Raw genomic sequence first — 17,080 nt, forward strand, 5'->3', positions numbered from 1 at the left:
AGCTATTTAGCTCCTTTTTTGTAATTTCAATTAATTACACTTGTTTATGCTGTGCAGCAGGTGACACAAACTTATCGCATAAAATAGCCACGACCATCACAACAACAGTTGGTAATACCCAGACTAAGTCTTGTTTATACAGTGGCATTGCTGTCATCCATTCAGGAATATAACCTTTAAGATGGTCTGACGCTTTTACGGCACCGATTAAACCGACGACAAAGCTAACTAACATTGTCGGCGCAATCACTATCGTTGGGTTTTTCCACCACTTCAAAGTAAAGCTTAATAAAATTAAGACAATACAAGGTGGATAAATTGAAACTAGCACGGGTAATGAGAAGGCGATTAACTTACTCAAGCCTAAGTTTGAGATCACCATGGAGAACACACCCAAGATCAATACCAGTTTACGGTAAGAAATCGGTACATAGCGGCTAAAGAACTCTGCACAAGCACAAGTTAAGCCCACGGCAGTTACCATACAGGCAACAAAGATTAATACCGCAAGGAAGAAGCTACCGTAATTACCAAAAGTATATTGAACATAGGTATGTAAAATATCAGCGCCATCAGCAGGGTTGGGAATTAACGAACCGCTATTCTCACCAAGCTTAAACAAGGACAAATAGACCAGAGTTAATAATACCCCTGCAATTAACCCTGCCCACATAGTGTAACGGGTTAATAATGAAGAGTTTTCGATCCCCCTTGAACGCGCCGCATTAACAATAACGATACCAAATACCATAGCACCAAGGGTATCCATAGTTAGATAACCATTGATAAAGCCATTCGAGAAAGCCATCTCACGGTATTCTATTGTAGAAGGGATCGGATCCCCCGCAGGCCACATGACAGCCGCAATACCCAAAATAGCCAAGGCTAACATTTTTACAGGCGCTAAAATGTGCCCAACGCTATCGAGCAGTTTTCCGGGATATAGTGAAATACCGATAACTAGAACGAAGTAAACTACGCTGTAGATAAGTAATAGCATATCGGACTCGCCACCGAATAAGGGTGCGATACCGACTTTATAGGATACAGTTGCCGTTCTTGGCGTTGCGAATAGAGGCCCTACAGACAAATAAGCAACAACCGCCAATAGTAACCCTGCCGTTTTGCCCACGGGTGTACTGAGCGCTTCAATCCCCCCACCTACTTTAGCTAGTGCAATAACGGTTAAAACAGGTAAACCCACGCCTGTAACCAAAAAACCTAGTGCCGCAGTCCAAACTTGTTCCCCTGCCTGCAAGCCAACCATAGGAGGAAAGATAATATTTCCTGCCCCGACGAATAACGCAAAAGTCATAAAGCCTAATGCGATGATATCTCTTGATGATAAACGATGAGCCATATTATGTTATTTTTAAGTGACAAAATAGAAAATTATGGGTTTACACTTAGCAACCCTTTGAAATATATATAGCGAGATAGAATTCTGATAAACATACTGTTAACAATATAAAAAAGCATGTTTGTTTGTATCATACGAAATGAAAAGTCAAAAAACAGAAAAATTCGCCAATAACTGACAACAAGTAGAACTTTTATAGGGCAAAAAGGCAATAGCAAACCGAAAAACAAGCATAAATAACTAAACTAATTTTCAGAACTAGTGATTACTTTCAGTAAAATCCCAATACTCGTTATATGCTTTGTTCGAAAAATGAACAACCCGTCTTTTTCTGGTGATTAAAATTGATTATTTAACAGAATATATAATTAATGTGATAGCAATAATCAGCATTAAATATATATATTTTGAATTGAATACAGATATGGGTTGATAAATAGAAATAATCCACTTTATTAATATTTTGATTACATTAACAAAGTGGAATTATTTACCCATTTTTAAGTTTTTTGTCATCAACAATAAATACTGGCGGTAAAGTAAATGAAAACTCACTCCCTTTACCTAATTGGCTTGTTACCACCAATTGGCTGCTATGGTGTTGTAGTGCATGTTTAACAATAGCCAACCCAAGACCGGTACCTCCACCACCTTGGCGGGAGCGTGCTTTATCTACCCGATAAAACCGTTCTGTCAAACGAGGAATATGCTCTGCAGGTATCCCTTGCCCGTTATCTCTCACACTAAAGCGAGCACCCTGACCATTTCTTTGCCATTCGACCCAAATTTTGGTGCCTTCTGGCGTATGGCTGATTGCGTTATAGACTAAATTCGCCACTGCACTTCGTAATTGTTCTTCATTGCCATGGACACGCAATTTTTCATCAACATGAAATTCAAACTGGTGGCGCCCTTGGCTTAAACTGAGTGCTTCTTGTTCAATCATTTTGAGAATAACGGGGATATTCACTTGCTCATCAAGGTTAATTTGAGGAGCAATTTCTATACGTGATAACTGCAAAAGCTGTTTGACCAAGTTATCCATACGATGAGTTTGCTCTTGCATGACATGCAGTGCTTTTTTATTGGCCGCAGTGACATTTTCTTGGTCATCCATGACCTCAAGGTAGCCTTGAATGACAGTAAGAGGAGTTCGTAATTCATGGCTTACATTCGCAAAGAAGTCCCTACGGGCCTTTTCCAAACGGCGTTTTTCTGTCACATCTCGAGCTACCATCAATAACTGCCCTTCGGTATACGGCAAGATACGAAATTCAACAATTTCACCACTATTGAGCTCGATAGTCAGCGCTTGGTCATAACGCTTAATGGTGAAGTATCGGCTAAAATCTGGGTAACGTAATAAATTAAAAATATGTTGGCCATTATCTTCAGGCCAACGGAAACCGAGTAAAGCCTGCGCATGACGATTACACCAGAAGATATTCCCTTCTGTTGTCATCATAACCACAGCATCAGGTAGTGATTCTGCGCCACTACGAAACCGTTTAATTAACTGGCCTAGCTCACGACGGCGTTTACGATTACGTTGTTGCATCTGGTAGATGCCATAAAATATCGGTTCCCACCCTCCTTTCCCCTCGGGTGGTAACATGCTTTTATCGAGCCACAACCAGTAAGAGAGTTTAAGTAAGTTATACCCATGCCATATCAATGCAGCAAGTAGCGATATCACTAATAGCCACGCTAGGTGGCCAATAAAAACCGATAAGATAAGAGCGGGTAAGATAAATAAAAACAGCCCCCAAATCAGCTGCTTAATCGATAAACGTTCAAGCACGCATGCCTCTCCCTTTGTGGTTTTTAGTAACGGATAGAAAAACGATAACCTGTACCGCGTACAGTTTGTACCATTTTATCATGACCTTCCGTCTCTAGTGCCTTTCTTAACCGCCGAATATGGACATCAACGGTTCTATCTTCCACATACACATTGGCTCCCCATACATAATTTAGTAGCTGTTCTCTACTATATACGCGTTCAGGGTGAGTCATGAAGAAATGCAGTAATTTATATTCAGTTGGCCCCATATCGATAGGGATTTCATTGCTGGTCACACGATGAGAAGTAGGGTCTAACGTTAACCCATTCATTTCAATAATATCTTCCGTCGCCATTGGTGAAATACGACGTAAAATTGCCTTTACCCGAGCGATTAATTCCTTTGGTGAAAACGGCTTAATCAGATAGTCATCCGCGCCAACTTCCAAACCTTTTACGCGGTCTTCTTCTTCGCCTCGTGCGGTTAACATCATGACAGGAACGTCACGTGTTGCGCTATCACGCTTCATATGTTTAATTACTTGGATTCCAGATCCCCCTGGGATCATCCAATCCAGTAGTACGAGATCGGGTAGAGGGTCAACGAGTTGTGCAATCGCACTGTCATAATCATCAGCTTCAATAGGCTGAAAACCATTCTGTTCTAATACAAAACAAACCATTTCTCGGATGGGCGCTTCATCTTCAACAACTAGAATGCGTCTTGCCATGATTGTTCCTGTAAAATTAAGAAGACATTTAAAATGTGAAAGCATTATGCGTCACTTTTATGACAGAATTATGAATATCAATGAGCAAAACTCATATTAATCTTTATTTTAGCGGCTAAATGTCATTTAAGTGAAATATTTCCGCAACATGGTAATAAAGTCGCAAACATCCCTCAACGAGTTATCTGGATCAGGTATACTCAGTTATCGAACGCTCGTGCACATTATTGTTGATAGGAATTGATAGCTCATGCGCATTATTCATACTTCAGACTGGCACCTTGGTCAGTATTTTTTTACCAAAAGCCGTGCGCCTGAGCACCAACATTTCTTGAATTGGCTCGTTGAACAAGTGGAATTACATCACGTTGATGCAGTCATCGTTGCTGGTGATATCTTCGATACAGGCTCTCCGCCTAGCTATGCACGTGAACTGTACAACAAATTTATTGTTGATTTACAAAAAACAGGCTGCCAATTAGTCATTTTAAGCGGTAATCACGACTCAGTTTCTGTACTCAATGAATCAAGTGCTCTACTTCGTTACTTAAATACACAAGTCATTACGTCGGGAAGTGAGCCCCATGTTGTTACCTTAGTCAATAAACAGGATCAACCTATTGGTTTAGTCTGTGCCATTCCTTTTTTACGCCCTCGAGATATTCAACTAAGTATTGCAGGGCAAGATATTGAAGAGAAACAACGCTCGCTGCAAACCGCTATTCATGACCATTACCAAGCCAGCTACCAACTCGCGCTAAAACAGCGAACCGCTTTGGGGCTGGATATTCCAATTATTGCAACAGGCCATTTAACTGTTGTCGGCGCAGCCTTAACTGATTCTGTACGAGATATTTATATTGGTACGTTAGATGCGTTTCCTTCAGGGGCTTTTCCGCCTGCTGACTATATCGCCCTTGGCCATATTCACCGGTCCCAAGTGATTGGAGGACAAGAAAATATTCGCTACTGCGGTTCACCTATTGCATTGAGCTTTGACGAAACAACACAACAAAAAAGTGTCTGCCTTGTTGAATTCAGCGGAAGTGAATTGACTCAAATCACACCACTGGAAATCCCGACTATTCAGCCATTACAAAGTATTAAAGGCTCCTTAAACCAAATAGAACAGCAATTAGAGATATGGAAAGATTACCAAGGTGATAAACCGGTTTGGCTTGATATTGAAGTTGCTTCACAAGATTACCTCGCTGATATCCAACAACGTATTGAAGCTTTGACACAAGACCTCCCAGTCGAAGTCGTAATACTACGCCGTGCACGCAAGCAAATACAGGGACAAAGCCAGACCTTGGCCAATGAAACATTGAGTGAACTCACCGTAGAAGACGTTTTTTTACGCCGCCTTGCTCAAGAGTCTTTAGAAGATCCTGAGCGTGAACAGCGTCTAGTCCAGCTATTTCAACAATCTTATGACGCATTGCAACTGAGCAAGGAAAGTTAATATGAAAATTTTAAGTTTACGTTTAAAAAATATTAACTCTCTTAGAGGTGAATGGAAAATTGATTTCACTGAAGAGCCATTTGCTAGCAATGGCCTGTTTGCCATTACGGGTGCCACCGGTGCAGGAAAAACGACCTTATTGGATGCGATTTGCCTCGCGCTTTATCACCGAACACCGCGTTTAAAAACCATTTCTAATGCACAAAATGAACTGATGACTCGCCATACAGGGGAATGCCTCGCGGAGGTAGAGTTTGAGGTCAAGGGCAAAGCCTATCGAGCCTTTTGGAGCCAACGAAGAGCTGGAGGGAAACCTGATGGCAATTTACAACAGCCTAAAGCGGAGCTTGCAACGGTTGCTGATGGTAAAATATTGACCGTAAAAATCACAGAAATAAAAGAATTAGTGGCGCAAATAACAGGACTTGATTATGAGCGTTTTACTAAATCCATTTTACTCTCCCAAGGGGACTTCGCGGCTTTTTTAAATGCCTCTGAGAAAGAACGCGCTGATTTACTTGAAGAAATTACAGGAACCGAAATTTATAGCCAAATTTCAATTTATGTTTTTAATCAACACAAGCAAGCCAAAATTGACTTAGATTTGCTAAAAGCGAAGGCACAAAGCATTAATTTACTCACAGAAGCAGAACATCAAGAATTATTAATACAGCAAAACGATTTGCTTGAACAAGAAGCACAAACCAAACAACAGCGCACTCGCCACCAACAAGGGGTTAATTGGTGGCAACAATATCATCAACTCACCCAGCGCATGCAATCACTTGATGAAGAAATCAAAAAAAACGAACTTGAGTTCCAAGCCGCACAACCTCAATTAAAAAGATTAGCTGACAGTGCCCCAGCGGAATCCCTTCGTCCATTATGGCAGGAAGTTGAACGACAACAGCAACAACTCACTGAATACACGAATAAACAACACCATTTGAAACTTAGCCTGCAAACCCAGCAAGCTGCACGCGCCCCACTGCAAGAAAATTTATTGAAATCACAATTTGAGTATCAACAACACCTTGATTTTGCCAAACAACAACATCAATTAATTGATGAAACCGTCAGGCCTCTTGATAACCAAATTGCACAATTAAAACAGCAACAGTCTGAAATTAAAAAGCAAATCGAACAGCAACAAATCACTCTTCAGCAAAAGCAACGCTTAGTTAGTGAAACGCAAAGTCAGATCCAAAATGCACACCTTGAGTTAAAAAAACACAATATATTCCTAGAAGAACACCCAAAAGACGCTGAGCTCAGTTCGCAAATAGGCAGTTGGCAACAACAAGGCCATTTTATTTTCGAATTAGCTGACAAACTGGCACGTTTGCACGAAAAACAACAGATACTTTCAAATGAAGTCGCGCAGTTACAGCGGCAACAACAGCAGCAAACGGAGAAATTAGCCCAAAAACGCCTCGAATTAGAGCACAGCACTGTAGCGTTCAAAAAACAAGAAGAAATCTACAAGCAAAACCATGAAAAATATGACATTAACACCATCAATCAACACATTGAACAGCTACAAGCACGTTTGCAACATGCTAAGTTATTGCCATTAATATTATCTCAATGCCTTAATGCGCAAACGCAAAAACAGAAACAGCTCCAAAAAGATGTTGAATTAGCGCAAGATATCACCACTACGCAAAAAGCGTTGAGCCTTGCGGTAACACATATTAATGAATTGACCCCACTCATCAAACTAACCAATGACAAATTACAATTAGAACAAAAAATTGTCAGCCTAGAGCATGAGCGCCAGCAACTAATAGCAGGTAACCCCTGCCCATTATGCGGTTCAACAGAACACCCGGCAGTTAACGATTATCAATCAATCCATCTCAGTGAAACACAGCAACAACTCATTGAACTAACAAATAAACTCGACCAATTAAAACAACAACAAACTCAGTTAGAATCACAACTTCACACACAAAAACAACGTCAAAACGAAAATTTACAGCAACAGCAGCAAATCAATGAACAATTCGATGCATTTAACCAACAGTGGCAAAAGACATGTGAGCAAGCACTCACACCTGAGTTGGCCCAAAATGAACAAGTCGTTACGCTCTTTGTTAATCAATTAACAGAGCAATTGGCGACGCAACAGAAAATAGTTGTGGATATGGCTGTTCTAGAGCGTGAATACCAGCAAACCAAACATCATTTACACGAGCAACAAGCAAGCTTTACCCAGTTGCAATCAGACCTGTTATTAGTCGAAGAACGCTTAAAAAACCAAACACAACAACATGATGAGTTGCAAAAAGAACAAAGCCAATTCCAACAACGTAAACAAAGACAAATAGAGCAGTGGCAATCTACCCTAGCGCCATTTAACTTAAATGTGCCAGATAAAGATAAGTTCGATGAATGGGTTCTCGAGACTACTCAGCGAAGTGAGCGTTTTAATAACCAAAAAGTGGCGGCGCAAACACTTAGCCAACAAATTGAAGTCAATAATGCCACATTAAAAGTTGAGTCAGAGCAACTCAATATTCTCACTCAACAAATTGAACAAGAAAGAAATCGTCTTAAACAAATTGAATTAGGTTTAGAGCAAAAAACAGCACAACGAAAAACACTGCTTTCTGGCTTAGCTATCAGCCAATTTATTCAGCAGTTGAATGACAAACAAACCATACTTTTCCAAACTCAGGAACAATTAAGCAAACAACTCAATGAGGTTGATAAAGCCATCGCATCTATGAATGGAAGTTATCAAGAGCTCATTGACGCCTGTGAAAAAATAAAACTGGCGCAAATACAAGCTAATACCCTGTTTACTCAAGCACTTATGGATAGCCCATTTCGTCATCAACAAGCTTTCCTTGATGCGTTAATCAGCCATGAAGAAAAACAACAATTAGAAACACTAAAACAACATATTAACCAAGCTCGCATACAGTGTGAAACGCGTTATAAAGAGGGGTTGCAGGCTATTGAAGCACTGAATCAACAGCGTATCACTGATTTTTCGGCACTTAATGAAACGCAATTACAAACAATTGTTGCTCAATTCGATGAAGAAATTAAGCAAATAAACCAAAAACAAGGCCAGATAATTAACCAGCTCAATACAGACAAGCAACTGCTCCACCAACAACAGGATTTACTGCAACAAATAGAAAAAAGCCAATTAAGTTATGATGATTGGAGCTATCTCAGCTCACTTATTGGTTCTGCTGAAGGAGATAAATTCCGACGTTATGCGCAGGGCTTAACTTTGGACTGTTTAATTTCTCTAGCAAATCAACAACTTGAGAAACTTCATGGCCGCTATTTATTACAGCGTAGCCACCAAGCAAACCTTGAATTACAAGTTATTGATGGCTGGCAAGCAGATAGCATTCGAGATATTAAAACCCTTTCGGGTGGGGAAAGTTTTTTAGTGAGTTTAGCATTAGCTTTAGCGCTATCCGATATGGTAAGTCACCGTACACAATTAGAATCGCTCTTTTTAGACGAAGGTTTTGGTACTTTAGATGCAGAAACGTTAGATATTGCCCTTGATGCATTAGAAAGTTTAAATGCATCTGGCAAAACTATTGGCGTAATTAGCCATGTGGAAGCAATGAAAGAACGTATTCCCGTCCAAATTGCAGTGAAAAAAGGTAATGGGCTTGGCTTTAGCGAACTTCCCGCACAATATCGCATCACCTAACTCAATTTAGTGACCATTCAGGGTGGGAAATTTCCCCACCCTGATGATTAAATCGCCTCTAATGCTAATTCCAATGCATATTTAAGGTCATTCACATTTTCAATACCTATAGATAGACGAACTAAATTATCACTAATACCGATTTGCTCTCTGACCTTTTGAGCAACACCTGAATGAGTTGTCGATGCCGGATGGCTGGCGAGCGACTCAGTTCCCCCTAAACTAACCGCTAATTTAAAGATTGCTAAGTTGTCTAGAAAACGAAATGCATCTTCTTCATTATTCCCTACATTGATAGAGAAAGTTGAGCCCGATCCTGTACATTGTTTTTGATAAACTTGATGCTCTACACTCGCTTTCGGAAAAAAAGCAGGAAAATGCACTTTACTGACTTTAGGGTGCTGATGGAGATATTCAGCTAATATTTTTGCACTCTCATTTGCCCTTTCCATACGTAATTGTAATGTTTCTAACGACCGCCCCAACATCCAGCTAGAGTGAGGATCAAGCTGTGTACCGATGGCATTACGTTGGGCTTTTACCTTCTTGACTAGCTCCTGACTTCCAACCACCGCACCTGCGACTAAGTCTGAATGTCCTCCCACATATTTAGTTAGTGAGTACACACTTAAATCTGCGCCTAACGACAAAGGCTTTTGAAATACAGGCCCTAGCAACGTATTGTCGCAAATGACTAACGGAGTTTGCCCATTTTGCTTCGCAGCTATCTGCTTAGCCACCTGGCTAATTAATTCAATATCAACAAGTGTATTCAATGGGTTAGACGGTGTTTCAACATAGATAGCCGCAATTTTTTGCTCTTTCCCGACTCGATTAGCAACTTCTAAGATGGACTCCTGCTCGTACCCATTTTGAAATGGAACCGAAGTTATTCCGAAACGAGCCAACGTGTTTAAAAATAGGGTTTCAGTTCCACCATAGAGTGGCTGAGAGTGGAGTAGTACATCACCCGGTTGCAATACTGCCATTAAGCAAGTTGTAATTGCCGACATACCGGAAGAAAATAGTGCAGCGCTTTCTGCACCTTCATACAGGGCTAGTCTATCTTCAACAATCTCACTATTTGGGTGGTTAAAACGTGAGTACACCAGTCCTTGTTTCTGGTTTTCGCTTGTTTGTGTGCGCCCACTAACTAAATTAAAAAAATCTTTTCCTTCCTGAGCAGTTTTAAATACAAATGTAGATGTCAGAAAAACAGGCGGTTTAATTGATCCTTCTGAAAGCTTAGGGTCATACCCATAACTCATCATTAAAGTTTCTGGGGATAATTCTTTACCTTGTAAATCCTTTTTATAGCTTTGTTCTGACATTTTTAGCTCCAATACGGTTTATCATCATATCTCTAACGACTCGATTACTCAGATAATATTGTTATTACTTATTATTTGCTCATATTCCTTAGGATAAAAGCGACGAGTTACTGTTAAATGGGAACGCAAACGCCCTTTAATGACATTTTTTCCAAGATTAGTAAATAATGGGTTTAATGGATCGCTATCCGGCCCTAACGCTTGTTGTGCTAAATAATGGGGTAAATTTAATAATGGGACTTCTTCCGCAAAAATATTTGGTGTAATAAAATAAGCAATGGAATAGCGGGAATGACTATTTTTACGCCTAACAACTTGATGAACATTCGCACGTAAATAGCCATTAGTGGCTAATTCAAATACTTCTCCAATATTTACCACAAATGCATTTTCCAAAGGTTCAACATCTATCCAACCAGCATCAGTTTCAACTTGTAGCCCCCCACTATTATCCTGCCATAATAAGGTTAAAATTCCCGCATCTTTGTGCGCTCCAACCCCTTGCTCCCCTTCATTATTATCTTCCCTTGCCGGATAATGAATAAGTTTTAATAAATGTTGGGCAGGGTCGGCAATAATTTCATCAAAGCTATTTTCAGGCAATTCTAATGCAACTAAAAATGCTTTAATTAATTTTACCGCAATGGTTCGCATTTCACGTTGCCACGCAAGTGCTTGGGGTTTAAGTTCAGGTAAGGATTGTGGCCATTGGTTTGGCCCATGTAAATTAAACCAGATAGGGTCATCTTGATTAAGTTGTAATGCCGGTAACTCTTCGCCAATATCAATCTGTTCACGGTAATCTGGCTGGCTACGAGTGCTCTCTTCAGTGGATGCCGTGTACCCTCGAAAATGCTTTGAGTATTCCATCGAGATACTTTCTTTTTCGCTTTGAGGTAAGGCAAAAAATTGCTTGGTTGTCGCTAATAATTGCTCTCGGGTGCCAACGGAAATATTGTGTCCAACTAGATAAAAAAAACCTATTTCCCTGGCAATAAAGCGCAATCTTTTATAGAAACTCTCTCGTGTTTCAGGGTTTTCAAGCTCATGTAAATCAATAATAGGTAATTGTGTGATAGACATATTAATCGGCCTTTTTAAATATTTATTTAAATAATGAATAAAATTCACGATATATTTATCACTCGATTAAATACCACATCTGATATTACTAAAAATAATTTAAAACTATATCGATATAACTTTTTGAATATTTTAGCCTCATATAACTAAAAAGAAAAAATGTGGAAAAAATATTATTTATAAAGCGCTATTTTTATTTGGTTAGATACTGATAACAAAACCAATTAGAGATCATCAAATGAAAAAACTACCTGCAGTGTTATTGTCTTTGTCGTTAACGGCCTTGGTGGCATGTTCCCAAGAAGAAAGCACTAACGAAACAACAGAGTCACAAAAAGCAGCATCACAAAAAATTGTTATTGGTAGCCACGGTAGTGATGCAGATATATGGCAATTTATTGCTCAATCACCGGAAGCTAAAAAAGCCAACCTCGATATTGATGTCAAAATTATTGATGATGGAATAACACTTAATGTCGCCACTATTGACGGAGATGTTGATGTTAATGCATTTCAATCTTGGGGCTTTTTAAAAGATTTTAATAAAAGTCATAATAACCAATTAACCGCAATTTCAACCACCTATTTTGAGCCAATGGGCATATATTCGGTAAAGCATAAAAAATTGGCTGATTTACCTCAGCAATCTATCGTTGCCATTCCTAACGATGCCGCCAACCATATACGTGCACTTAAATTACTTGAAAAGTCAGGGTTAATTGCATTAAAACCTGATTTCAACCAAGCCACAGGGTCTACTAATGATATTGTCTCGAACCCTAAGAACTTAGTGTTTAGGCAAATAAAATATGCTCATGGCCCAAGGGCATTACCTGATGTTGATATCGCAGTCATCGGTAATACAGCTGCACAAGAAGGTGGGTTAAATGTTTTAACTGACTCGCTATTTAGGGAAGAAAATGATGAGACTATTATTAATAATATCAATTTATTAGTCGTTAAAACAGATAACAAGGATAACCCCAAATTTGCCAAATTAGCAGAACTGTACCACACTGAAGCGGTAAGAAAGTACATCATTGATAATTTTGGCGGAACTAAAATCGAAATAACCAAAAATGTTAGTGAACTCAATTAAGTAAAACTAGTTATCATTCTTGCCTAGCAGGATTACGCCTCTAGCTAGGCTCTTTCATTTCCCATATTCCCCCCTTTTTTATACTCAATTATTTTCTATACATATTATTCATTAGTGTTTATTAATGTAGTTTTTTGCTATGAATCATCGCCAAAAATAAAAACAACCCATTGATTTTAAATAAATTAAATCCAACCCTTAACTTGATGCAAAAATTTGAACCTTATCGTTAAATTTTTTTTCTATGATTTTTAATTCCCCACGTTATAGTAATAACCATTGAAACACACTACGGCTTCTAAGATTTATTCAATAACATGCCGTGCGCTAATGAAAAGCTAGGAGACTAAAATGTCTAACGCATTTATCGAAATGATTAAAAATCGTCGTACCATTTATAACCTCGGCGATGCTTTACCTGTATCAGAAGAACACGTCACGAAATTAATTAAAGAAGCAGTTAAGCATTCACCATCATCATTTAACTCACAAACATCTCGCGTAGTGATTTTATTTGGTGCTGAACACAAAAAATTATGGAATATGACCAAAGAAGCACTGCGTAAAATTGTTCCCGAGCAAGCCTTCGCTGCAACAGAACAAAAAATTGATAGCTTTGCTGCAGGTGCCGGTTCTATTCTGTTTTTTGAAGATCAAGACATCGTAAAAGGCTTACAAGAGCAATTTCCTTTATATGCAGATAACTTCCCAATTTGGTCTGAACAAGCTAGTGGTATCGCTCAATTCGCAGTCTGGACTGCATTATCACAAGAAAATATTGGTGCATCTTTACAACACTATAATCCACTGATTGATAATGACGTTCAAGCAACATGGAATGTACCTGCTAATTGGGTATTACGTGCTCAAATGGTATTTGGTTCAATTAATGCGCCAGCAGGTGATAAAGACTTTATGGACGATGATGTTCGTTTCAAAGTTTTCAAGTAAACTTAAATATTAAGAATTTAAATAATCCCTTCATGATATTTTTATGAGGGGATTTAATTTATATCGGAATATTTAAAATGAATAACCTAATATCATCACTCATGATGCCTTTCAATTCAAAATAAAGTAATCACTTATTCTAAATTAAACAACTCATCCAATAAAACATATTTATTAAAAATATCTTATCGAAATTAAAAGAAATATTTACAACTAAAATGTTATTATTACACTTTCATTACCACTTGATCATCAATTGATCAGAAGAAATTAAACAAATAGATAAATTGATACTTATCAACGAATTAATCAATCACCCCACTAAACTCTAAGTATATTTTCATTTTTAGTTTTGCATTATGGATATTTGAACTACACTAAAAGTGAAAGCACAAAAACACGCTTCATCGTGTAACGTGTTATTAAGGGGGTGGACTATGAAAGGTTTATCTTTACTAACATCTGTTGTTGCTATAATCATTTCAAGTTGTTCTTTCACCTATGCAGGCAATAATTCATCAGGAGGTACAATTTCATTTACAGGTTATATCTATGAGCCACAATGTTCAGTCAATGTTGAACATAAAGAGCAAGTTAATGTTAAATGTTACCGGAAAGGTAAAGACATCTCGATAACCCGTTCCTTAAAAGAGGGCCAAAAGATAGAGTCTGAATATGTTAAAGTAGAATATGATAAAAACTCTAAATTACCTATGTTGAATGTTTTTTATGAATAGTAATATGATGCCTACATTAAATTATAACCGCTCGGGGTATTAAACTTTAAAAGTGATGTTTATATTCCGAGCACTATTTTCCCTTATTATCCTCACTTCACGTTTTTTCCTCTAAAAAAATCGCCTCCCAAACCTATCAGTTAGCCATTAAAAAGCCCACCCGTAGGTAGGCTCGAATAATACAAATACGTTAAAATTACTTCTCAGTTAAGTCTATTTGATAAAGAGCGAAACCAATATCATCAGTACCGATTTGTTTCATCGGATACTGTGCATTTTCTTTGATAAAGTTTGCAGCCTTTTCACTTGGTGCTGTTTCAAAGCGAACATCCAGTTTTTTGTCTGTTTTAATTGGTGTGAATGACCAATTATTAGCCGCTTTAGTCGCAATTTGTCCTTTATCTTTAGACTCTTTAGCAATATAAGCCGCTAAAATAGAACGGTTTTCATCCGGAGATGCAAATGCAACATTATTATCACCTGTTCCCGCAAATTTACCGCCGTAGCCACGGTAGTTATTCGTTGCCACTAAGAAGGTGGCTTTTGGATCAATCGGCTTACCTTGATAGGTGACATTTTTGATTCGGTTAGCATCTTTGTTGACAGTTTGGCAATCAACATCGTATTTCGCTGGTTGAGTCAAGTCGATTTGATAATTTACACCACTAATTGTATCAAAGTTATAAGTTCTGAAACCATTCCAATTCAATAAGCTTTGTGGTGCTGTTGATTGTGGGTTGATTTGATTGAACATTCCTGCTGAACATTCTAACCATTCGACGACATCCGCACCGGTCGCTTTAACCACAACCAACGTATTTGGATATAAATATAAGTCAGCAGCATTACGGAAGGTTAAATCACCTTTTTCGACTTCAATGAATTCAGTCGGTGAATTTTTACGACCGCCTGCCTTAAATGGTGCTGCGGCTGCAAGAACCGGTAAATCAGCCAGATCAGGGTCACCTTGAATAAAGTTTTTGGTGTAATCGATTTGGGCGTCATTCACGATTTGTACAGTTGGGTCGCTTTGAACCAATGCTAAATAGCTGTACATGTTTTCGGATGCTTTACCGATATGTTTCCCAACAAATTTACGAGTATCTTGGTGTTCTTGCTCAATAATTTTTGCGAGGTCGCCATCGCGTTCAACCAAAGCTTTCTTATTTGGTTTGTCATAGACAGGACGTGCGTGAGCGGTTGCATCAACTACTTTCCAAGCACCATCATCATTATTGACCACTAAATCAACAACACCTAAATGATCACCCCACTGCCCTGGCATGACGGCTGGCACGCCATTAACAGTCCCTTTCGCAACATCAACACCCTTGATATCACTGAAATCTTTGCTTGGGAACACACCGTGTGAGTGGCCAAACATAATCGCGTCAATACCCGGAACTTCGCTGAGGTAATAAACTGAGTTTTCAGCCATTGCTTTATATGGCTCTTGCGAGAAACCAGAGTGAGGGATCGCAACAACTAAATCTGCTCCCTCTTTTTTCATTTGAGGTACAAATTTTTTCGCGGTTTCAGTAATGTCATTAACTAATACTTTGCCTTCTAAATTTGGTTTATCCCAAATGAGAATTTGTGGTGGAACAAAACCAATATAACCAATCTTGATGGTGTGTGTTTTGCCGTCTCTATCTTTAACCGGTGTATCGACAATAATGTATGGGTTAAAGTAGTTTTTACCTGTTTTCGCGTCGATAATATTGGCATTAATGTATGGGAATTTTGCGCCATCAATCGCTTTGTGTAAGAACTCTAATCCAAAGTTAAACTCATGGTTACCGAAGTTACCTACGGTGTAACCCATAGTATTTAAAAGTTTATGTGCCGGGTGAGATTCACCGTCTTTTAAACCTTCACCTACTATATAGTCTGCTAATGGGCTACCTTGGATTAAATCTCCGTTGTCCACTAATACTGAGTTTGTTGCTTCTTGTTTAGCGGCTTTAATTAATGTCGCGGTACGTACGTAACCAAATTGCTCTGTCGGCTTGTCTCTATAATAATCAAAGTCAACGAGGTTGCTGTGAACATCCGATGTTTCCATTACGCGTAAATCAACCGTTGCTGCGTTCGCATTAAATGCGACTAACATAGCAAGTGTTGAAAGTTTTAATACTTTATTCATGTAATCCCCTTAGTTGCCATTTTTGAGAGAAAATTGCCTCTCAAATTTGAGTACCTATCCTGTAAAATTGAACAAATAAACAACAAAAATAGCGTTAAAATTTTACACTATGTGCATGACGTCAATTTTTAATGATAATACACTGCAAACACTAACCATTTTTTGTGACTAAATCACGGTTTTCATCTTTTTATTGGGCTTGATTTTTATATAGCTCACAAAAATGAATTAATGATGACAAATTCACCTTAATTAACTTACGTTATTCCATTAAGGAGTTGTGAATATTTTTCGAAGGAAAAAAAGAACTGTGATTTATATCACTTAGTATTAAAGGATATTATTTAACTTAAATTCCTGTGCTTTATTTCACCAATAAAATGCCTCTATTTTTCTTATCCATTTTTATTTTATAAATATACTCATAAAATTATTTTCAATTAATCTAAATTTAATTTAAGAATTAAAAGATGATTATTTAATCATTAGTTTTCTAAAGAGATTTCATTCGATTAGAAATCAAGTATTTTTTCTAAATAATTCGAGTTGTGGCAAGGCGGCAAGATGAGGTCATCTCTAGGAGCATACATAAGTATGTGACTAAAGTGACTGAATGAAGCCAACACAGCCACAGCTTGAAGTATGACGAAAAAATAGGAGCATACACAAGTATGTGACCCGAGTAGCCGAGCGCAGCCAACAACTCTAC

At 38.4% G+C, this 17,080-nt stretch carries 11 protein-coding genes; 5 read left to right on the forward strand and 6 right to left on the reverse strand.

Annotated elements, in window-relative coordinates:
* Window positions 1–34: 34 nt before the first annotated feature.
* The 3 genes from brnQ to phoB form a co-directional block, all read right to left on the reverse strand.
* Window positions 35–1,360, reverse strand: a complete 1,326-nt coding sequence (gene brnQ, locus PSE72_RS10930; protein WP_004914636.1) for a branched-chain amino acid transport system II carrier protein — start codon at window positions 1,358–1,360, stop codon at window positions 35–37.
* A 490-nt stretch (window positions 1,361–1,850) separates the two neighbouring features.
* Window positions 1,851–3,161: a phosphate regulon sensor histidine kinase PhoR gene (gene phoR, locus PSE72_RS10935; protein WP_115166629.1), complete on the reverse strand. Its 1,311-nt coding sequence runs from the start codon at window positions 3,159–3,161 to the stop codon at window positions 1,851–1,853.
* Window positions 3,162–3,184: 23 nt separating this feature from the next.
* Entirely contained in the window at window positions 3,185–3,874 is a 690-nt protein-coding gene (gene phoB, locus PSE72_RS10940) for a phosphate regulon transcriptional regulator PhoB (protein ID WP_004914638.1), read from the reverse strand.
* A gap of 250 nt (window positions 3,875–4,124) precedes the next feature.
* Here phoB and sbcD point away from each other — a divergent pair, with 250 nt between their 5' ends.
* Both sbcD and PSE72_RS10950 read left to right on the forward strand, forming a co-directional pair.
* Complete coding sequence (sbcD, locus tag PSE72_RS10945; RefSeq protein WP_115166628.1) at window positions 4,125–5,339, forward strand: exonuclease subunit SbcD; 1,215 nt, start codon at window positions 4,125–4,127, stop codon at window positions 5,337–5,339.
* 1 nt (window position 5,340) lies between these two features.
* Window positions 5,341–9,024 (forward strand): AAA family ATPase, encoded by a 3,684-nt coding sequence (locus tag PSE72_RS10950; protein WP_115166627.1) that lies wholly within the window; start codon window positions 5,341–5,343, stop codon window positions 9,022–9,024.
* 47 nt (window positions 9,025–9,071) lie between these two features.
* Here PSE72_RS10950 and PSE72_RS10955 read toward each other — a convergent pair whose 3' ends face one another.
* Window positions 9,072–10,355 (reverse strand): cystathionine gamma-synthase family protein, encoded by a 1,284-nt coding sequence (locus PSE72_RS10955; protein ID WP_115166626.1) that lies wholly within the window; start codon window positions 10,353–10,355, stop codon window positions 9,072–9,074.
* 48 nt (window positions 10,356–10,403) lie between these two features.
* Window positions 10,404–11,438 carry an isopenicillin N synthase family dioxygenase gene (locus PSE72_RS10960; RefSeq protein WP_004914645.1) on the reverse strand — a complete coding sequence of 345 codons (1,035 nt, stop codon included), beginning with the start codon at window positions 11,436–11,438 and terminating at the stop codon, window positions 10,404–10,406.
* A gap of 238 nt (window positions 11,439–11,676) precedes the next feature.
* Between PSE72_RS10960 and PSE72_RS10965 the strand changes: the two genes are divergently transcribed.
* The 3 genes from PSE72_RS10965 to PSE72_RS10975 all read left to right on the forward strand — a co-directional run bounded on the left by PSE72_RS10965 (window position 11,677) and on the right by PSE72_RS10975 (window position 14,225).
* Window positions 11,677–12,537 carry a MetQ/NlpA family ABC transporter substrate-binding protein gene (locus PSE72_RS10965; RefSeq protein ID WP_004914646.1) on the forward strand — a complete coding sequence of 287 codons (861 nt, stop codon included), beginning with the start codon at window positions 11,677–11,679 and terminating at the stop codon, window positions 12,535–12,537.
* Window positions 12,538–12,888: 351 nt separating this feature from the next.
* Window positions 12,889–13,488: a nitroreductase family protein gene (locus PSE72_RS10970; protein WP_115166625.1), complete on the forward strand. Its 600-nt coding sequence runs from the start codon at window positions 12,889–12,891 to the stop codon at window positions 13,486–13,488.
* 437 nt (window positions 13,489–13,925) lie between these two features.
* Window positions 13,926–14,225, forward strand: coding sequence for a hypothetical protein (locus tag PSE72_RS10975; protein ID WP_115166624.1), 300 nt, complete (start codon window positions 13,926–13,928; stop codon window positions 14,223–14,225).
* Between the two features lie 196 nt (window positions 14,226–14,421).
* Here the strand turns inward: PSE72_RS10975 and PSE72_RS10980 are convergent, their stop codons facing one another.
* Window positions 14,422–16,371 (reverse strand): bifunctional 2',3'-cyclic-nucleotide 2'-phosphodiesterase/3'-nucleotidase, encoded by a 1,950-nt coding sequence (locus PSE72_RS10980; RefSeq protein ID WP_115166623.1) that lies wholly within the window; start codon window positions 16,369–16,371, stop codon window positions 14,422–14,424.
* Window positions 16,372–17,080: the final 709 nt, after the last annotated feature.

The sequence above is a fragment of the Providencia sp. PROV116 genome (assembly GCF_028482485.1).
GTDB classification, from domain to species: domain Bacteria; phylum Pseudomonadota; class Gammaproteobacteria; order Enterobacterales; family Enterobacteriaceae; genus Providencia; species Providencia rettgeri.